Raw genomic sequence first — 18,427 nt, forward strand, 5'->3', positions numbered from 1 at the left:
TCTTCGTAAACCAAATTAATACTTAAGGATGAACAAAATGAAAAAGTTAATCACTGCACTTGCTGCATTCGTAGCACTATCTGTATCAGCGCAAGAAACCCAAGAAGCAAAAGTACAAGTTGCACAGCAAAATATAAAAATTGTTGCAATTGGTCAAAGTGGCTGGGATCCAATTTGGAGAGAGCCAACTTGCAGCATCCAAAAAACAGATGAAGATGCTGTTGGTAACGCATACATGATCAACCATTATGACATGTGTTTATGCCAAAACAGTAAGAAGGCGAGTTATTTAATTGAAGATACGCAAAGTAACCCAAAACAAGCTGCTGTTATTTGTTACTTAGAGCAATAAGATCTAACCCACTTAATATTGAGTCTGTTTGAGGCATCAAATCTTATTTTAAAGACCTAACTCAAAATAGATAACGACATTAAGTAACTAGTTATAACTAAATTTATTGAAAGCGGAATATTATTATGCTCCGCTTTTTTCGTTTTGTTAGAGTAACCGATATGTATCAAACGGCTAGATATAGCTTTTATCTTTAAAGCCGTTACGTCACAATGTTGATTTAAATAATACGGCAACCCAAAGCAAGGTCTTACGCCTCAACTAGGACTGCACTTTTTCTATCCAAGGCCACAAAAATTTATAGTTTGTCACATTTTTTATCGTTTTCCAGCCATCAATCTGTTTTTGAGTATGATAGTATCCGTTCAGCAGTTTTTTACGAGATAGATTATGTTTCAACCAGTTAGCCTCTTTGTTGGGTTAAGATATAGCCGCGCAGCTAAAGGTAATGCGTTTATATCGTTTATCTCATTTTTCTCTATTGCGGGTATAGCACTTGGGCTGATGAGCTTGATCACGGTAAGTTCGGTTATGAATGGATTTGAGCAGACCCTCAAAGCTGCGATGCTTGATCTGATCCCACATGTGCAAATTAAGGAAAGTGAGCAACTCGATCAGACAAAACTAAAGGCGATAGAAGATCACCCATTAGTCAAGCAAGTATCACCCTATGTTACCAGTGATGTGATTTTACAAACCAATCAAGACTTGGTAGGCGTGCAGTTACAGGGGTTGTTTGAAGGGTACGAAAGTGTCCTAGATGATGCTATTCGTGGCGGGAGTCTAACGCGGCTACACAAGCACAAGTACCAAATTGCATTGAGCCGTTATTTGGCAAACAAACTAGGTGTAAGTATTGGTCAGCAAATCCGTATAATTATGCCAGAGTACACCACATATACCCCACTTGGTCGTACACCAACGCAACGTTTATTTACGGTTGCGGCTATTTATGATGCTCAGAGCGAAGCCGATACTTACCTGGCATTTGCGGATGGCAAAAGCTTGCAACGGCTAATGCGCAAAAAGCCAGAGCAATATGATCTCAATATTCAATTATTTGATGCGTTTAATCTACCAGATTTTTATCAACAAGCAGGTCATTTGTTGCAAGGGTTTGATACCCAGGACTGGCAAACTCAGCAAGGTACATTGTTTGCTGCAGTAGCGATGGAAAAGCGCATCATGTCATTGTTATTAGGGTTGATAGTGATCGTGGCGGTGTTCAATATCATCTCAGCGTTGTCAATGATGGTAAGTGAAAAGCAAGGAGAGGTTGCGATTTTACAAACACTTGGCTTCACACCACAAATGATTGCTAAAGTCTTTATGGCACAGGGCATGTATAACGGTATTTTTGGAACGATACTAGGGATTTTTGGTGGGTTATTACTCTCTAATTACATAAATGAAGCATTACATCTTGCCGGTCTTCAGTTGCTTGGCGGCGCTGAACTTCCTGTCAAAATAGAGCAAACAGAATTAATGATCATGGCGATGGGTAGCATTTTACTTAGCTTTTTAGCCACTTTGTACCCAGCCAAACGCGCGTCCAGTGTGCTGCCAGCAGAGGTATTAAGATATGAGTGATTTAGTTATTGACTGTCAAGGTTTGGTTAAAAGTTACCAAGATGGTAAATCCGAAGTAACTGTCTTAAAAGGGGTTGATCTTACTGTCACACAGGGCGAAATGCTAGCTATAGTGGGTAGCTCAGGCTCGGGCAAAAGTACCTTACTACACATTCTAGGCACCTTAGATAAAGCATCTAAAGGTAGTGTGAAAATTAAAGGTGTCGAAGTTGGTCAGCTGTCACGTGCAAAACAAGCTGAATTTAGAAACAAACATTTGGGCTTCATTTATCAGTTTCACCACTTGTTGATGGAGTTTAGTGCGTTAGAAAACGTAGCAATGCCGTTATTGATTAAAGGTTTGAAAACTAAGCAAGCACAAGAAAAAGCATTAAATATGCTCGATAAAGTTGGCCTTAGCCATCGTGCTAACCACAAACCTTCGGAGCTCTCAGGTGGAGAGAGGCAGCGAGTTGCAATTGCCCGAGCGTTAGTAACTGAGCCTGATCTGGTGCTTGCAGATGAGCCTACAGGGAATCTCGATAAGCACAATGCACTTAAAATTTATGATCTCCTGGCTGAGCTTAATCATCACCTTAAAACCAGTTTTGTTGTCGTAACCCATGACTTAGAGCTAGCTGACAAGCTTGGTCGTGCGGTGCAATTGGATGACGGTAAAGTAGGTGTATATCAGGATGCTTAGTTACTTTTTGAGCAAACGTTTTAGAGAGTCTAAGCGTCAGCTTGGCTTTATTGGTTTTCTAACAAGGGCCTCAACTCTTGGTGTCATGCTGGGCATGGCGGTGTTAATTATTGCGCTATCAGTGATAAATGGGTTTGAAGAACAACTAGAGCAGCGGCTGCTTTCTGTGGTGCCGCAAGTGAGTTATCAAGCACCTTATGACCCCATTCAGTCATGGCAACAAAAGGTTGATATTTTGGAAGATCAACGAGGCGTTGTCAGTGCGACTGCTGAAATCAATTTAACCGCAATGGTACAGTATAAAGGTACGTTGAAAGCTACCCAGTTGAAGGGGGTTGTACCGCATAGGCATCACGCAGTCTCAAGTATTGGCGAATTTATCCAAGGAACACAGCTACCAGCGTTGAAGCCGGGTGAAGTCATTATTGGGAAGGGGATCGCAAACAAACTGAACGTCGCGATCGGAGATAATGTGCAGCTATTGGTCGCAAACAAGCACTCCGACAATCCATTGGCTGCACCAAAGCGATTAACTGCCACTGTGGCCGGACTGATTGCCATGGGTGGGCAAGTTGACCAAACATTAGCTTTAGTGCCACTTGGCGCACTGCAAGAGACGATGGGATTTAGAGAGGATCAGGTAACGGATTTACGAGCGAAAGTGAGTGACGTATTCCAAGCACAGCACATTGCGACATCTGCAGGCAGAGCGTTGCCCGATTTGGTATATGTATCATCGTGGTTCAGAACACAAGGTGGGCTATATCAAGATATTCAGATGGTACGCACTATTGTTTATCTTGTCGTATTTTTAATCATAGCGGTAGCTAGCTTTAATATCGTGTCTTCCATGGTGATGGAAGTGAAAGAAAAACGAGCCGATATTGCTATTTTAAAAACCATGGGCGCACAAGACAGTACGATTTTTTCGACATTTGCGCTACAAGGCGTGACCTATGCTGGTATTGGTGCACTGCTAGGCACGGTAATTGGCATTTTTATCGCCATCAATATTCCCGATATTTTTAAAGCTTGGATTAGCATGAGCGACGATAACCCGCTGGAAGGTGTTTACTTTATCGAATACCTGCCTAGTAAAATTATTTGGACTGATATTTACATCAGCCTACTAGCGACGTTTTTTATGGCGGTAGTTGCAAGCTTATATCCAGCTTGGCAGGCTACAAAAACCGATCCTGCCAAAGTACTTGGAAATGGCTAATCGGAAAGAGCAATAGGCGGCCAAAGGCACGCCTATTCCAACTATAAGCTTTGTGCGTAATGATAAAGCGCTTTTAATATTTGCATATTGCGCTCATTACCTTCATTCTCAGCAACAAGGTTTTCTAGCTCAAGCATAAAGTCTTCGGCCGAAATGGATGGGTTTTCATCATTGTGCATTAACTTGTTTTGGCAGTATTTACGCCATTTATCAAGCTCTAAAGGTGATAGTGACTCTGGCCAATTTCTCGCACGGTAACGAAACAACATTGTGTTGAACTTGTTATCTTCAAAATCTAGCTCCATAGTTGCGAGTTCTTGTGGTGAGGCATTGCGAATTATTGCAAACTTGGCTTTGTCTGCTTTGCTAGTAAAGCCATCATAGAGTTGATAATCTGGATTACTCGGCTTTTCAAAACCTTTGTCATCGCTGAATACGTCAGCAACCTTATCTCTTAACTCTGGTCGCGCTTTGAGATATTTTAAGTTTTCAAGGCACTGTTCACGATCAATCCCTAGCCTTGCTGCGTTTTCTGGCAACAAGGTTTTAGCGGGGGCCACTAATGGGCACTTATTGATATGAAGCAATTTAAGCCCGACCGGCAATTCATCATCGCCCAGCTCACTGCGTTTTGTGTACAGCCGTTCTTTAAGCGCCTCAACGTCAAGATCGTTCAGTACCTCAGGCGACTGAGTCAAGTCAAAGCAGATCACGGCATTGCTATTAATAGGATGGAAACTCATCGGGGCAATCCACGTAGTGCAACCTTGCTGAGCTGGAAACATCGAAGAGATATGCACTAAAGGCTGCATATTAAAGACATCGATAAGGCTCGACACGGCCTTTTTATGTCTGTGGTTAAAGTAAAAATCGTACAGTTTAGGCTGTTTAGTTTTAATCAATTTTGCCAGTGCAATGGTTGCAGTAACGTCACTTAGTGCATCATGAGCTGCGCCATGTTCAATACCGTTGGCAACGGTTAGATGCTCGAGTTTAAAGCTGGGGCTACCATCGTCTTTGGTTGGCCACTCAATCCCTTCAGGGCGCAGTGCGTAACATGCTCTAACAAGATCGATAATGTCCCATCGACTATTGCCATTTTGCCATTCACGCTCGTATGGATCATAAAAGTTTCGATACAGGCTATAACGGGTGAGCTCGTCATCAAAGCGGATACTATTGTACCCAGCAACGCAAGTTTGCGGTTTTGCAAATTCGGTGTGGATCTTAGCCATAAACTCTGCCTCAGTGAGGCCTTTTTTTAGCGCTAGTTGCGGCGTGATCCCAGTGACCAAACATGCTTGAGGGTGAGGGAGGTAATCAGGAGCTGGTTGACAATACTCAATCAAAGGTTCACCGATAATGTTGAGATCTAGATCCGTTCTGATCCCAGCAAATTGGCTTGGTCTATCTTTTTGCGGCGTAGCCCCCCAACTTTCGTAATCATGCCAAAAGATGGTTGGGATATTCTGAGCGTTATTTGGTGTTTCCGATTGGTTTTTATTTGTCATAAAGTCCAGGTGCTATTTAACTATTTTTGTTTTGGCCAACATCTGCGGTGATGGTATCACAACTCTATAAGGTCATGTGTATATGGTGGTAAATAAGTTACCACCATAAAGGAATCGTATTCACGAGTATTATCGCATAGGGGGGCGTGTAGAGTAATACCAATTAGCCTGAATACTTGCTCAATTTGAAGGAGTAAATCTGACATTAATTGCGTTATAAATTTCTTATTTAGAACAACAAAATAGCAAATCTTTGTCTTAAAATAGGCTTTCTAATCAAGATAATTGGTACAAGACTTATAGAATCGAGTTATCTAATACTCAATTACTGACTCTCGCTGGTGAAATTATGGCCTAATCTATTAACATGCTTCCACATGACTATCGTCACACTGATTAATAGGGTAGCTACAGCGACTAGGGTGTTAAAATTCAGTGTTTGATTGTCTTCAGTTTTGACCAATAGACTTGCGAAGATGCCGCTTGCAGCAATTGCAAAGTGTTGAATTGCATTTTGTAAACTAATAAAGGCACTACGCTCTTGCGCCTGTAAAGCAACAATAAGTTCTGTTACCAAAATCATTGAACGACAAGAGCTCGCAATGATAAAGAGTATAAAAAGTGCCGCTGAGAATGTACTTCGACTCGTATTAAAGCCAACCAACACAGTCAGTAGCATAACCCCACTTAGGAAGTAAACTAAATACGATGTGGTTCTATTACTAAACTTACTTCTCGCATATAGCTGAATGACAATAAATGAGCACACACCGCTGAGTAGGTAGCAATAACTAAGTGACGTATTGGAAATGCTGAAGTTGGTTATTAGCATGACGGGAAACTGAGTTGAAATGATAAATGTGCTCATCACAACAACAAAGCTAAAGAGTAGGGCAAAGCTTAGCTTTTTATTAAATAGATGGTTGTTGTTTTGTTTTATTTGACATTCATGATTGACATTCGCTGGTATATTTCTTTTATGCTTTTGCATAAAAATTAACAGAAACAGCAGCGCAGTGATAACCAAGCAGCAGCCCAATAGAAATATACTCGACTGCCAGCCGACATGCTCGGTGATAAATAAAAGTACGGGTATTCCTATCGCAAGGGCACAAGGAAATGTGCTTAGTAATATCGCTGTATTTCTTTTTTTGTTGTGGTGGTCGCTGAGCAAAACAACAAGATTAAGATTAAGTACAAGTGCTGCACCCGCGCAAAGGCCGGTTAATGCTCGTACAACTAGAAGCGAGTAAAAACTATTGAGCAACGCAGTGCAAAGCGTAAAAAACGCGGCTGCGAGTAGTAGACTAATGAGTTTGCGACTTTCGTTAGCAACGTTTTCACCGCCACGAACCCATAAACAAACGAGTGAGGCAGTAACTGCATAAACTGCAACTAATAGTCCTGAATTTGCAGGGGTGGTATGAGTGCTAAGCGCCATTTGCGCGCTAAAAGGAACAATGATTAAAGCATCCAAAGCGAGTAGAAAATGTATGGCAAAACATAATCCAAATGTGACACTTGAGTGCACTGAGTTGTTTAACGAGGCTGAAAGCATATATATCCATAATCAAATTAACAAAAGAGAATATGATTGTATTAACCTCACTAAGGTAATAAAGTGCGTTATATTGGATACATAAACCCATTTTTTGGGCTAATAAAATGACTGACCAAGTAGATCATCAGTGGTTAAAGAGTTTTCATTGTGTTTATGAATGTTTGAGCTTTAAACAAGCCGCCGAGCTTTTAAGGATCCCGACTTCAAATGTAAGTAGACATATCGCCTTACTAGAGGAAAAGCTTGATACAAGATTATTGGAGCGCACAACAAGAAGGATTTCTGTCACGGAAGCTGGTGAGCAACTGTATGAGAGTACAAAGCCGCTGCTTGAGTCATTATCAGATGCGATGCAAGAAGTAACTAGACATGCAAGCACGCCGACAGGGCATTTGCGTATATTGATGCCCGATATACCAATACTTGGTAGGGCAATCGTGACATTTTGTAGCGCTTATCCTTCAGTCTCAATCAGCTGTGATACTAGCCTTAGTCCAAGGGAGAGTTTACTCGATGGATTTGACCTCGTGCTCTACTTCCATCGTGGTAACCTTGAAGATAGCAACTGGGTGGTAAGAGCGCTTGCGCGATTACCAAGCGTTGTAGTTGCAGCACCTAACCTACTTAAAAAACATGTGCCCCCATTTACTTTATCAGATATGCAGGGTTTACCTTGCATCTCAACACTCTCCGCGTTAAACGGAACACCTTGGATATTTAAATTAGAAGATGGGCAGTTAAAAACGCTACATGTTAATTCAAGCTTTCGAGTAAACAGTGGAAGCGTGGCCAAATTAGCAGCGCTGGAAGGACTTGGTTTTGCTATTTTACCAGTAGAGGCATGTAGATCTGAAATCGAAAAAGGCGAACTTATACCAATAAACTTGGAGCATCCGCCAGAAGATCTCGTGCTCTATGCGCTGTACGCGGGACGAAAACACCTTGCAAAGAAAATCACGGCATTTTTGCAGCACTTGCAAGCGACTTTTTAAACGTTATCATCTTTGAGTGATAATTGCGTCACTGAAGTAAGGCTATCTTAGATGCACTGCATTCGAATACACCGAGAAAGAGAGCGTCAGTTTGAGACCACTTTTATGGCTTATACAGATGAACACCCCTCATAAAAATATGTTTATTCAGCGCTCGCTAAATCTTGATTGATCAAATCTAGTAGCGCAATAAGTGCTGTTGCTTTGTCCTCATTGATACTCGGAAATTTACAGCGAATTTGTTCTGGAATGCTCGCTGCTTGATGTCGTAATTCGTTACCTTTAACTTGCAGTTTTACAACCCGCTTGCGCTTATCTTGCTCATCTTTAATGATAGTAATCAACGCTTTGTCGGTCATTTTCTTTAAAATCTGTGTCATTGCGCCGCCATCGATAGCCGTCTTTTTTAGTAATTCAGCAATGCTGATTTCGTCTTGCTCCCACAGCGCCATCATGACCACATATTGCGGATAAGTGAGTTGAAGCTCAAGCAGAGATTCTCGGTATGCTCGGGCAATGCCATTAGAAGCCATGTATAAACGATGACAAATTTGTCTATCTAAATTTAGTTGTGCGTAATTCATCGTATTCTTTTATTACTGTATTGATAAGGTATTTTAATTTGCACGCAAAGTATTTGCAATTCTAAATGCTTTTGCATATTATTTTGTGTGCAAAATAAATTGTTAGCAACAAGCATGACTCATCTGGAGTACAGGCTGTGTTTGCTAGCATTTGAGTGATTATCCAAATGGTATGAAATTGAGGAGAACAAGATGAAAGCACTTCAGAGTATAGCGTATACAGCTAACGCGACCGCGACTGGTGGACGAGAAGGCACTGCAAAGTCTGATGATGGTCGTCTTGATATCGAGTTATCAACACCCAAAGCACTTGGTGGCGATGGCGGTCAAGGTACTAATCCAGAGCAATTATTTGCAGCAGGTTACGCAGCATGCTTTATTGGTGCATTAAAACTAGTTGCGGGAAAGGCAAAAGTGACATTGCCAGATGATACGTATATTAATGCCGAGGTTGCTATAGGGCCGATTGAGGGCGGTTTTGGGATTGCAGTCAAGTTAGCTGTTTCAGTTGGGGAATTAGACAAAGAAACGGCGCGCGCATTGGTCGACAAGGCTCATGAAGTATGTCCTTATTCAAATGCTACGCGCGGAAATATTGCAGTTGAGTTATCTGTGATTTAAGCCCATGCTGCTTTGTTGGGCCAGTTTTTTCAATATTGGCTCAACCTGTTGTAAGTGGGAGGGTGGTTTTAAAATTGTGAACCGCTCCACCGGTTCGAAAATCAATCTGTTTGACCTGCTCAATAATTTCAACGGTATCAAAACCGCTGAGAAGGCCAAACATCGCTGCTTGCTGACCAGAGCCAATAGCATAGGATTGTGTTAGTGGTTCTGATTTGCAGGTGCCATGTTTCACATAGCCATACCACACCCCTTTGTGTGGATGATATTTTATAAATTCTAAACTCTCTATTTTGTCAAACTGGCTGTTGGTAAAGTTGTGCTCTAGGTTATGTATATCGCACGTTTGACCTGTGCAAAATACCCTCCAGCCATTGTGGTCAAACCATTTTTGGGCATTATCTGTAACAATAATCTTGTCTGTAGTGGTTCTGCTATCACAGGCTATCTCTGCTGTAATGGCGTTATAAACAATGGTTGTCATTCCTTCTGACTCCTATGAAGTTGAATATCTGGTCAATTAGTAATTTTGAATGCTAAGGGGTGAATCTGGGCGTTGGCTGCGTGATAAGCTTTAAATTTGAATGCCAAGTTTCTTAATTTTATGATTTATTTTGAGGCGATAAAACCCTGTCGATAATATCACTACTGTTTTTTAGTCACACCACAAGTTGATTACCGGAGCGTGACACATTCAATGTTTACCTAATGTGAATATATTGAAATTATTATGATCTTAATACATGTTTTTGTTTGAAGGAGGGCAAAAGTGCCCTTTACTGGATGAGTGTATTAATTACTTCATAGAGCTTTTTCATATCGATAGGCTTTGCAACGCAGGCATCAAAGCCAAGCTTTTGATAACTATCAAGCTCTCCTGACATTACATTTGCAGTCACCGCAATTAATGGAATCTGCTTGTTATCAAGCCTAACTTCTGCGCATACCTCCAAGCCGTCTTTTTTTGGCATCTGAATGTCGATAAAGAAAATATCGGGCTTTCTTTTTTTATATAGTTCTATCGCTTCCTCACCATCTTTGGCGATAACTAGCTGGGCTTGAGTTGGCTTTATCATTGCGCTAAATATTTTCTGATTTAACGGGTTATCTTCGGCCAACAATAAGTTTTTATCTTTGAGTTGGGGGACGGCATGTATATCTTGGTGTGCGTGCAGCAAAGGTGTAGCGCAAATACTTAGGTTTAGCTCAAGCTTAAATTCACTACCAACACCTTCTTCACTTTGTACACAAATGGTGCCACCCATCAGCTCAGTAAGTTGTTTTACGATGGCAAGTCCTAGCCCTGTTCCACCATATTTTCTCGTTGTAGAGGGATCCGCTTGTTGAAAGCGCTTAAATAAGCTGTCGACGGTCGCTTTATTAATGCCTGCGCCGGTATCAATAACTTGTATAGATACTAATTTTCCAGCATCTTTCATGACTATACGGATCTCTCCAGAACTGGTGAATTTGACCGCATTTGAGACCAAATTACGGAGGATTTGTTTTAGCCTCAAAGGGTCTGCCAACCTGTAAGGGGAGGTTAGTTTTTCACAATTAACTATCAAGGGTACCTTGAGATTGTCAGCCGTGTGAATAAATTCATGTTTAACTTCCGTTGCGATACGGATCAAATTAACTGCAACAGTCTCCACTTTTAATTCACCCGCTTCAATTTTTGAGAAGTCGAGTAAGTCGTTTAATAAACTAAGTAATGTTTTTGTTGATGTCATTCCTTGAGTGATCAATTCGTTTGTGTTGATCGCATCGCTATGATGTTTCATTAGCTGAAATACGCCATAAATACCGTTAAGTGGTGTCCTTAATTCATGGCTCATATTGGCTAGAAAGAAGGCTTTGGCGCGTTCAGAGCTTTGCGCTTTTATTTTTTCATGTTCTAAAGAGCTAATTTGCAACTTAATTTGCTTGGCTAATTGGTTAAGCGTAACTTGTAATGTTTGCAATTCCTTAAATTCAAAGTCATGAGTAGTCGTTACATAGTTGCCTTGCTTCAACCGATCACAGTGGCGCTCCAACACCAACATTGGATTAATGAGCCGTTTTGACAACTTTCTTAAATACCAAACTAGTAGCGCAACTAAAATCAAACCAAAAGATATGATGAGTAATATTGCTCTGATGATGTCATTTGAAAAAGGGGTGTATTGACGATGTAGTAACAGATCTAGTTTTATCTTGTCCTCAACAGCAGAATATATAATATCTTGATAATCAGTTTGGTCATGTCGCAGCTCTGCGCTCCCTTCTAACGTTAAATCGCCACTTTTTAACGAGATAATACCGCTATTTTCGCTCGCTTCGAAGAATGACTGTAAATCAAGTTCAAGAAAGAGTACGCCAGTGTGGTTATACGGGCGCATCAAAGATGACTGCTTTTGTCTGAGCGGTATTTCTAAGAATAACTTTGCTTCTTTTGTTTGGGAGCCGTTAATATCGGCCATCGATACGACACGTTTTTTAATTTTGAGTGTTCGCATTTGCTCTGATAGCACTTGATTAGTGTATGCAGAGAAAACTTTGCTGTTCCATTTTAAGGTGTAAAACGGGTATCCCTCTACTGTAAAAATAGAGCCATCATTAATAAAAGCGGATTTAATCATCGCGTTATTATCAACAACCTGTGTGAGTATCTTGATCGCATGCTGAGTGTATAATAAGTTGTTGGGCAAACTTGACAGTATGTAGTCTTCACTTATCGGTGCGAGCTGATAGATCAATTCATTGATTTGTGCTTTAAAATCGTTGATCAGACTGTTTCCTTTTCTTTTAAGATCTTCCTGTATAAGTGCTGCTTGTTGTTCTAACAGAGCAAAGCTAACCATCGCGACTAGAATCAATAAAAAAATTGAGAATAATGTCGTAATTTTTCTTTTTATTTCTTTAACGATGCTGTGCTTTTGTTTCATTTTTCTGCGACTTTGTGACGATAAACTGCATATACTCAGTGGTATCTTCAACGCTATACACCCCACCTAAATAGCGTGTTAGGCCTTTGAGTATGGCTTCCCAAATATAGGCCATAATGGGTTCATTAGGTTGTGGGTAAGTATGATTAAGTGAGGCGATTAACTGTATTAACGCAATATCTTTTCGCTTTGTTAACTTGTCTAGGCTGTCAGAATTTGTTGGTAGCGCTTTTAACTCATCCCAAAGACGATCTTGAACACGTTGGCTTTGCATAAATTCAACTAGTAATTTCAAATGCGGCTTTTTTTCCGATTCGACTGCGTTCGCAGGAAAAGCCAAAACGTGGGATGATGCAAACGAGATGAGCTGATGTCCTCCCCATCTTGGTAAGGAAGCGATTGCTAAGTTATCTTTTAGAGTATCTTTGAGTTGTTGATACGCCCAAATGCCATTCACAAAGTAGCGTAATTGCGCACTTTTAAAACGATTCATTAAACACTGGTACGCACAATCTGCGTCAATAATGCCACTGTTTAGCAGTAACTGGTAATTTGATAAGGCCAAACGCATCGCTCTCGTGTCGAGATGAGGCAGATCAGATAAAATAACCTCTTCCTGTAGAGCGTTCACAAAGGTAATAAACCAATACATTTCATAAAAATTCCACCCTAACTCGGGCGCTTTAAAGTGGCCTTGCTGGATGTAGTGTTGGAGATCTGTTATTGGCTCGGGTACAAGCGAGCGATTATAGTAGAGTACTAGATGATTACCATACATGAGGGGGATGCCTTTTATTACTCCGCCCACTTTACTCGTGTTTTTGACGCGCAGTGTGAGTTTATCTGCAAGCCAACTTGACGGTATAGCTGAAAACCGTAATTCAGACAAGCCCATATAGTCACTGGGAATAATTAGAGCATCGGGGAGTTGCATCGCATCTGCGTATTGTAATAGCTCACTTTTTAGTTGGTTATTATTGAAAGCTAAAATGTTTATTTTGATGCCTGTCTGCGCACTAAACTCTTCAAAAAGTGGCTGAAAATCAAAATTTTCTAGGCCAACTGCAATGTCAATGCTGACATTGGCTTTCGCTTGGATAGCACCACTGTGAAGACTCAAGAGCAGAAAAATAGTACAAATTAATCGACCTTGCATAAAATAACTATTCCGTAGTGAGTTTAATAATACCAATTTTCTTAATTAAGTGGTCTATTTTGAGGCGAGAAAATCTTGTCGATAACGAGGCGAAAAATTCGCTATTTAGTTGTTCTAAATAAGAAATTTTTAACGCTGTTAGCGTCAGATTTACTCCTTCAAATTGAGCAAGTATTAAGTCAAATTGGTATAAGTATGTCTCTATCGCGCAGGTATTGGTTCTTTGTCAGTGTAGTCTATATTTCTGCGCTTGGAATCAATACAGGTGCAATCGGCAAAGTAGGGGATGGTTTTTATCTATGTCTATAAGTCTTAGTGAATTCTTCAATCACTGCTTTGCCTAGCAAAATGATGATAGGTACTTATCCGAAGCTCAGGTTGAATAGTCATGTTATTGTGTTAATTATAATGAGAACAGCGATGAATAATTTCCAGAAACACGATAAAATACACAGCAAATAAGAATGATGAGTACAACCTTGTTATGAATAAAGGGTTTATGCTGGCCTGTGATGGCAGCAATGGTGCAGGTAAAACAACTGTTATCTCAGGCATAGAAACGCACCTAAAACAACGTGGTATTGAAGTTGTGATGACTCGAGAGCCAGGTGGAACAAAAATATCTGAAAAAATTCGTGAAATCATTCTCGATCCTTCGACACCCGAAATGACTGAAATGGCAGAATTGATGTTGTTTGCTGCGGCACGAGCACAGCATGTGCGGGAAAAAATCATTCCAGCCCTTGAACAAGGTAAAGTGGTTATTTCAGATCGATTTGACGCCGCGACGTTTAGTTTCCAGCACTACGCACGAGGTCTGGATCTCAACACCATAACGACGATTAATCGGCTCGCGTTGGGAGATTTTAAAGCAGACATGAACCTCATATTAGATCTTGACCCCCAAGAGGGACTAAAGCGAGTCAAGTCAAGAGGGGAAGGGTTAGATAGGCTAGAAGATGAGCAGCAACAATTTTTGCAGCGTGCCCGGGAAGGTTACTTGCTACAGGCAAAAAATGACCCAACGCGCTTTACTGTAATTGATGCAAGTCAGAGTAAATCAACCGTGCTTGCGCAGAGTATTGAACTTGTAGATAAGCTTATTGATCAACATATTAAGTTAAGCTCGAGAGTGTAATATGCTTGCAAGTTGGCATCATACTCCCCTTAATCAACTAGCCCAAGCGCAGCAAGCTGGCCGTTTGCATCATGCACACTTGTTGTCGGGTAAAAAAGGCGTAGGCAAAGGCGTACTAGCTAGACATTTGGCTAATGCCTTGCTTTGCAATAGGGCTGAGACACTGACTGCCTGTGGGAGCTGTAAAGCATGCAGCCTCAATCTTGCCGGTAGTCACCCTGACAAACTTATTGTCGCGCCTGATGGTAAATCGATAGGTGTAGATGAGATCAGAGATATCACCAACTTTTTAAACCACTCAGCTCAGCAGGGGGGGAGTAAAGTTGCGTTAATCGAGCAAGCACATCTGATGACACATTCTGCGGCAAATGCGTTATTAAAAACACTGGAAGAGCCTAATTTTAGCAGATATTTACTCATAACCAGTGATGATGATAGCAAATTGCCAGCGACGGTGTTAAGCCGCTGCAACAAAGTGACAATTCACTCACCGAGTTTGACAGAAGCAGCAGAATGGTTAGCAGAGCACGATCTCGGGTCTAACCTTCCTTGGATCCAAGAGTTTTCACTTCAGCCCTTTGTGATTTCAGGGTGGCAAAAGGAAGGGCTTATCGATGAGGTAACACAGTTATTTAACGCAGCGAATAAGCTCGATGGCGAGAGTGCATTGCAAGTTGAAAAGATACTATTAAAACACACTTCGTTGAGTGATGTATTTGCACGCTTTTTGCTAAGTCGTGTTAAGTCTGCGATGCTATCAGAAGCGGGCCTCAGCTTTACACAGTATCAAGCGTTATTAAACCTTATACATCGTTTTATGTATGAACAAAAAAATGTGTTAGGGTTAAATCAAAGCCTTAGCATTTCAAATTTGCTTTTTGCCTTACAAAAACAGTTATAAAGAGGTGGTACATGCAAGAGTTACTTGCGGATTTTGAAGACTTGGATGAGCTCTATCGCTGTTATATGCCGTTCTTGAAGTCAGGGGGCATATTCATTAAGTCAAATGCCCATTTTGAGATGGGACAGGAGTTAACACTACGAGTCACGCTTCCTGATGCGTTAGAAGCTGATGAGGTGGAGGTCATTGTGGCATGGTTAACTCCACAAGGAGCGCAAAACTCTAACCCCCCAGGAGTTGGCGTGGCGTTTGTTGATGCGCCAGCTTTAAACGATAAAATAAATAAACTACTGGGTGCAGCCTTGAACTCAGATAAACCCACTTACACAATGTAGAGCCAGTATGATTGTAGACTCTCACTGTCATTTAGATAGATTAGATTTTGATAAATTAGGCTTAAGCCTTGAAGAAGTATTACATAATGCGAGACAAAAACAGGTCGAACACTTCCTATGTGTTAGCGTTACTCTAGAGCAATTCCCCGCTATGCTCGAGAAAATTTCTAGATTTGACGATGTCTCAGCTTCTTGTGGTGTACACCCCCTAGACCAAAAAGATAAACTAGATATTGATAAGCTCCGTAACTTGGCTAATAACGAAAAAGTCGTTGCTATTGGAGAAACTGGCTTAGATTATTATTATTCCAAAGAGACTCATCAAGTGCAGCAAGAGAGCTTTGCTGGGCATATTGAGGTGGCAAATCAGTTACAAAAACCACTTATTATTCATACTCGTGACGCCAAAAGCGATACAATCGATATTATGAAAGCGCACAATGCGCAAAATTGTGGTGGCGTATTACATTGCTTTACTGAAGACTGGCCAATGGCCAAGCAAGCTTTGGATTTGGGCTTTTATATCTCGATTTCTGGTATTGTGACATTTAAAAATGCCAGAGCATTACAAGATGTGGTAAAGCAAATTCCTATGGATAGGCTGCTGATTGAGACAGACTCTCCTTATTTGGCTCCTGTTCCACACAGAGGCAAAACTAACCAGCCTGCATATGTGCAAGATGTGGCGTATTTTATCGCGGATCTAAAAGGGGTTAGCTATAAAGAACTGGCTCAGCAGACTAGCAATAATTTCTATTCGTTGTTCAACTTGGTAAACCGCCAACATGGCAGCACAACGTAATCAGCTGCCACTGGTATTGATGGCGCCTTTACTTAGGCGCGTCGATAAAAGTACAGTTTGTATTCAATTTGCCACCAGCGAAGCGGTTAGTGCTGACGTAAAACTCACGGGCTTTGAAAGCGATTGTGACGTTGAAGAAATACAGCTGGGCGGTGCGTGCTTCTTGTACACACTTCTGGTACGCCCAAAAAATAGTTTGCCAACAAATACACTCATAAGCTATGTGTTGTTAATCAATGAAAATACTTTTAGTCCAGAGTATTTGCGTTATGGCGAAACGTTGCAATTTGCGGTTCCTGATAAGTTAACTCACATTTTACACGGCTCTTGTCGCAACCCACACCACCATTCGAAAGACAGCTTGCATACAGCCGATCTGTGGCAAACACAGCAACGTGAACTAGGAGAGATAGGGGCTGACTTATGTATTTTTTCAGGTGATCAGATATATGCAGATGACGTTGCAGGAGCCACACTCCTCGCTATCCGGCAGCTGATCCAACGTCTAGACCTCTTCACGGAAACAAGACTGGAGATTGAGCTACCAGATGATGCGCAAGCTCAGTTATATCAGCGTCATCAATACTTACCAAAAACGCCTTGGCAATCACGTTCAAAGTTTTCTGCAGGGTATTGGTTTCGAAAGGATGAAGCACACTTCTCAAGCGTGAAAGCGTTTAATCACCTTATCTTCTTCGAAGAGTTTGTAGCTTGTTATTTATTAAACTTTTCTCATACTGCGTGGCAGCTTGTCGACTTTGATGCGCTAGTCTATGAGGGAAATAACGAGCGCAATAAACGAGTATTTGACTCTGAGCTTATTGCCATAAAGGACTTTGTTAATACCTTATCAAGCGCCGAGCGTCTTTGTGCAAATGTACCCATTCTGATGATGTTCGACGATCATGATGTGACGGATGACTGGAACTTAACAGCAAAGTGGGAGCAGGCCATTGCAAATCATAAAGTGAGCCGCAGGATAGTGAATAATGGTGTGATCAGCTATTGGTTATTTCAAGGGATCGGAAACGATGCTTTTGAGCAAAGTCGTGCGCTGCTTGACGGTTTTAAAAACAGCTTACATGAGAAAAAGTGGCAATTTGATGCGTTCGATAGGCAAGTACGTCGTTTTACCCGTTGGCATTATTGCCTAGATACCTTTCCAAAGGTAGTGGTATTAGACACCCGTACACATCGTTGGCGCAACGAACAAAACTTTAATGAACCAAGTGGCCTTCTAGACTGGGAAATGTTGATGGAGTTGCAAGATACGCTTATCGATCATCGTGCAGTATTGATGGTCAGTCCAGCCCCTGTATTTGGCGTTAAAGCGATTGAGACGATTCAAGCTGTCTTTAATGCCTGTGGTGAGCCTTTAATGGTGGATGTTGAAAACTGGATGGCACACGAAGGCGCTGCAAGAAAGCTAATTGAAATCTTCAAGCGCCCTGATACCCCGAAAGAAACAATTATCTTATCTGGTGATGTACACTATTCATTTTGTTTCTCGGTTCAAGCGCGTTTTGGCCGTCATGACAACCGAATTTGGCAACTTACCGCTTCTGGTATCAAAAATGAATTTCCAAAGCCATTGATCAAGGTGTTAGACAAACTAGATACCATTTTGTATGCCAAATATAGTCCGCTAAATTTATTTACTAAACGTTGGCAACTGTCTGTTAGCAAACATCCTTCCTCTATCAAAGACCATGGTTATTTGGTCTCAGACTCGGCAATTAGTTTAGTCACACTGGATAACGGCTTACTTGAAAAATACGAACTGCTTCATGGCACTGGGACCCATAGCCATTTTGAACTCTAACTATTTTACCTTTAGGGCTCAAAACTTGAGTCCTAAGTTTTTCAGTTAAACTTTTACTACTTACCGAATTTAAAGAAATCAATCGGGCGCGAGTTATACCAATTTTCTTAATTAAGTTGTCTATTTTGAGGCGAGAAAAACTTGTCGATAACTCCGCTACCGCGTCCTGCTATCGCTAAGGTACCTACATCCATTTAGGCAAGGCAAAAATTTTGCTATTCAGTTGTTCTA

At 41.2% G+C, this 18,427-nt stretch carries 17 protein-coding genes; 11 read left to right on the forward strand and 6 right to left on the reverse strand.

Annotation, left to right across the window (positions count from 1 at the left end; all coding sequences use genetic code 11):
• Nucleotides 1-37 precede the first annotated feature (37 nt).
• From F9Y84_RS07675 to F9Y84_RS07690, 4 genes are all read left to right on the forward strand, one after another.
• Nucleotides 38-352 (forward strand): hypothetical protein, encoded by a 315-nt coding sequence (locus tag F9Y84_RS07675; RefSeq protein ID WP_125251457.1) that lies wholly within the window; start codon nucleotides 38-40, stop codon nucleotides 350-352.
• Nucleotides 353-742: 390 nt separating this feature from the next.
• Nucleotides 743-1,942 (forward strand): lipoprotein-releasing ABC transporter permease subunit, encoded by a 1,200-nt coding sequence (locus F9Y84_RS07680; RefSeq protein ID WP_147389731.1) that lies wholly within the window; start codon nucleotides 743-745, stop codon nucleotides 1,940-1,942.
• On the forward strand, nucleotides 1,935-2,624 hold the full coding sequence (lolD, locus tag F9Y84_RS07685) for a lipoprotein-releasing ABC transporter ATP-binding protein LolD (protein WP_128730253.1): 690 nt from the start codon (nucleotides 1,935-1,937) through the stop codon (nucleotides 2,622-2,624). Before F9Y84_RS07680 ends, lolD begins: the two co-directional genes overlap by 8 nt.
• Nucleotides 2,617-3,846: a lipoprotein-releasing ABC transporter permease subunit gene (locus F9Y84_RS07690; protein WP_128730251.1), complete on the forward strand. Its 1,230-nt coding sequence runs from the start codon at nucleotides 2,617-2,619 to the stop codon at nucleotides 3,844-3,846. The genes lolD and F9Y84_RS07690 overlap by 8 nt, the downstream gene beginning before the upstream one ends.
• 41 nt (nucleotides 3,847-3,887) lie before the next feature.
• Here F9Y84_RS07690 and sbcB read toward each other — a convergent pair whose 3' ends face one another.
• Together sbcB and F9Y84_RS07700 are read right to left on the reverse strand one after the other, a co-directional pair.
• Nucleotides 3,888-5,357 carry an exodeoxyribonuclease I gene (gene sbcB / locus F9Y84_RS07695; protein WP_147389729.1) on the reverse strand — a complete coding sequence of 490 codons (1,470 nt, stop codon included), beginning with the start codon at nucleotides 5,355-5,357 and terminating at the stop codon, nucleotides 3,888-3,890.
• Nucleotides 5,358-5,682: 325 nt separating this feature from the next.
• Nucleotides 5,683-6,915 (reverse strand): MFS transporter, encoded by a 1,233-nt coding sequence (locus tag F9Y84_RS07700; RefSeq protein WP_147389727.1) that lies wholly within the window; start codon nucleotides 6,913-6,915, stop codon nucleotides 5,683-5,685.
• Between the two features lie 107 nt (nucleotides 6,916-7,022).
• Here F9Y84_RS07700 and F9Y84_RS07705 point away from each other — a divergent pair, with 107 nt between their 5' ends.
• Complete coding sequence (locus F9Y84_RS07705; protein ID WP_147389725.1) at nucleotides 7,023-7,910, forward strand: LysR family transcriptional regulator; 888 nt, start codon at nucleotides 7,023-7,025, stop codon at nucleotides 7,908-7,910.
• A 143-nt stretch (nucleotides 7,911-8,053) separates the two neighbouring features.
• Here F9Y84_RS07705 and F9Y84_RS07710 read toward each other — a convergent pair whose 3' ends face one another.
• Nucleotides 8,054-8,494, reverse strand: coding sequence for a MarR family winged helix-turn-helix transcriptional regulator (locus tag F9Y84_RS07710; RefSeq protein WP_147389723.1), 441 nt, complete (start codon nucleotides 8,492-8,494; stop codon nucleotides 8,054-8,056).
• A 192-nt stretch (nucleotides 8,495-8,686) separates the two neighbouring features.
• On the opposite strand from F9Y84_RS07710, the gene F9Y84_RS07715 reads away from it, so the two are divergent.
• Nucleotides 8,687-9,115 (forward strand): organic hydroperoxide resistance protein, encoded by a 429-nt coding sequence (locus tag F9Y84_RS07715; RefSeq protein ID WP_147389721.1) that lies wholly within the window; start codon nucleotides 8,687-8,689, stop codon nucleotides 9,113-9,115.
• Nucleotides 9,116-9,155: 40 nt separating this feature from the next.
• Here F9Y84_RS07715 and F9Y84_RS07720 read toward each other — a convergent pair whose 3' ends face one another.
• The 3 genes from F9Y84_RS07720 to F9Y84_RS07730 form a co-directional block, all read right to left on the reverse strand.
• Nucleotides 9,156-9,599, reverse strand: a complete 444-nt coding sequence (locus F9Y84_RS07720) for a hypothetical protein (RefSeq protein WP_128730243.1) — start codon at nucleotides 9,597-9,599, stop codon at nucleotides 9,156-9,158.
• Nucleotides 9,600-9,891: 292 nt separating this feature from the next.
• Nucleotides 9,892-12,042, reverse strand: a complete 2,151-nt coding sequence (locus tag F9Y84_RS07725; RefSeq protein ID WP_147389719.1) for an ATP-binding protein — start codon at nucleotides 12,040-12,042, stop codon at nucleotides 9,892-9,894.
• Entirely contained in the window at nucleotides 12,017-13,198 is a 1,182-nt protein-coding gene (locus tag F9Y84_RS07730; protein ID WP_147389717.1) for a sugar ABC transporter substrate-binding protein, read from the reverse strand. The genes F9Y84_RS07725 and F9Y84_RS07730 overlap by 26 nt, the downstream gene beginning before the upstream one ends.
• A 484-nt stretch (nucleotides 13,199-13,682) precedes the next feature.
• Between F9Y84_RS07730 and tmk the strand changes: the two genes are divergently transcribed.
• Genes tmk through F9Y84_RS07755 form a run of 5 tightly spaced genes read left to right on the forward strand, consistent with a single transcriptional unit; the run spans nucleotide 13,683 to nucleotide 18,196 of the window.
• Nucleotides 13,683-14,336 carry a dTMP kinase gene (gene tmk / locus F9Y84_RS07735; protein ID WP_128730238.1) on the forward strand — a complete coding sequence of 218 codons (654 nt, stop codon included), beginning with the start codon at nucleotides 13,683-13,685 and terminating at the stop codon, nucleotides 14,334-14,336.
• Nucleotide 14,337: 1 nt separating this feature from the next.
• Nucleotides 14,338-15,237, forward strand: a complete 900-nt coding sequence (gene holB, locus F9Y84_RS07740; RefSeq protein ID WP_147391393.1) for a DNA polymerase III subunit delta' — start codon at nucleotides 14,338-14,340, stop codon at nucleotides 15,235-15,237.
• Nucleotides 15,238-15,248: 11 nt separating this feature from the next.
• Nucleotides 15,249-15,572 carry a PilZ domain-containing protein gene (locus tag F9Y84_RS07745; protein ID WP_125251442.1) on the forward strand — a complete coding sequence of 108 codons (324 nt, stop codon included), beginning with the start codon at nucleotides 15,249-15,251 and terminating at the stop codon, nucleotides 15,570-15,572.
• Between the two features lie 7 nt (nucleotides 15,573-15,579).
• Complete coding sequence (locus F9Y84_RS07750) at nucleotides 15,580-16,374, forward strand: TatD family hydrolase (RefSeq protein ID WP_147391392.1); 795 nt, start codon at nucleotides 15,580-15,582, stop codon at nucleotides 16,372-16,374.
• Nucleotides 16,358-18,196, forward strand: coding sequence for an alkaline phosphatase D family protein (locus F9Y84_RS07755; protein ID WP_147391391.1), 1,839 nt, complete (start codon nucleotides 16,358-16,360; stop codon nucleotides 18,194-18,196). Before F9Y84_RS07750 ends, F9Y84_RS07755 begins: the two co-directional genes overlap by 17 nt.
• The last annotated feature ends 231 nt before the right edge of the window (nucleotides 18,197-18,427 follow it).

The organism is Pseudoalteromonas peptidolytica, from assembly GCF_012641745.1.
GTDB classification, from domain to species: Bacteria; Pseudomonadota; Gammaproteobacteria; order Enterobacterales; family Alteromonadaceae; genus Pseudoalteromonas; species Pseudoalteromonas peptidolytica.

What these genes read in the sequence shown, in the direction of transcription:
- F9Y84_RS07675 (WP_125251457.1), top strand. Translation starts at nt 38, where the DNA reads ATGAAAAAGTTAATCACTGCACTTGCTGCATTCGTAGCACTATCTGTA.
- F9Y84_RS07680 (WP_147389731.1), top strand. Translation starts at nt 743, where the DNA reads ATGTTTCAACCAGTTAGCCTCTTTGTTGGGTTAAGATATAGCCGCGCA.
- lolD (WP_128730253.1), top strand. Translation starts at nt 1,935, where the DNA reads ATGAGTGATTTAGTTATTGACTGTCAAGGTTTGGTTAAAAGTTACCAA.
- F9Y84_RS07690 (WP_128730251.1), top strand. Translation starts at nt 2,617, where the DNA reads ATGCTTAGTTACTTTTTGAGCAAACGTTTTAGAGAGTCTAAGCGTCAG.
- sbcB (WP_147389729.1), bottom strand. Translation starts at nt 5,357, where the DNA reads ATGACAAATAAAAACCAATCGGAAACACCAAATAACGCTCAGAATATC.
- F9Y84_RS07700 (WP_147389727.1), bottom strand. Translation starts at nt 6,915, where the DNA reads ATGCTTTCAGCCTCGTTAAACAACTCAGTGCACTCAAGTGTCACATTT.
- F9Y84_RS07705 (WP_147389725.1), top strand. Translation starts at nt 7,023, where the DNA reads ATGACTGACCAAGTAGATCATCAGTGGTTAAAGAGTTTTCATTGTGTT.
- F9Y84_RS07710 (WP_147389723.1), bottom strand. Translation starts at nt 8,494, where the DNA reads ATGAATTACGCACAACTAAATTTAGATAGACAAATTTGTCATCGTTTA.
- F9Y84_RS07715 (WP_147389721.1), top strand. Translation starts at nt 8,687, where the DNA reads ATGAAAGCACTTCAGAGTATAGCGTATACAGCTAACGCGACCGCGACT.
- F9Y84_RS07720 (WP_128730243.1), bottom strand. Translation starts at nt 9,599, where the DNA reads ATGACAACCATTGTTTATAACGCCATTACAGCAGAGATAGCCTGTGAT.
- F9Y84_RS07725 (WP_147389719.1), bottom strand. Translation starts at nt 12,042, where the DNA reads ATGAAACAAAAGCACAGCATCGTTAAAGAAATAAAAAGAAAAATTACG.
- F9Y84_RS07730 (WP_147389717.1), bottom strand. Translation starts at nt 13,198, where the DNA reads ATGCAAGGTCGATTAATTTGTACTATTTTTCTGCTCTTGAGTCTTCAC.
- tmk (WP_128730238.1), top strand. Translation starts at nt 13,683, where the DNA reads ATGAATAAAGGGTTTATGCTGGCCTGTGATGGCAGCAATGGTGCAGGT.
- holB (WP_147391393.1), top strand. Translation starts at nt 14,338, where the DNA reads ATGCTTGCAAGTTGGCATCATACTCCCCTTAATCAACTAGCCCAAGCG.
- F9Y84_RS07745 (WP_125251442.1), top strand. Translation starts at nt 15,249, where the DNA reads ATGCAAGAGTTACTTGCGGATTTTGAAGACTTGGATGAGCTCTATCGC.
- F9Y84_RS07750 (WP_147391392.1), top strand. Translation starts at nt 15,580, where the DNA reads ATGATTGTAGACTCTCACTGTCATTTAGATAGATTAGATTTTGATAAA.
- F9Y84_RS07755 (WP_147391391.1), top strand. Translation starts at nt 16,358, where the DNA reads ATGGCAGCACAACGTAATCAGCTGCCACTGGTATTGATGGCGCCTTTA.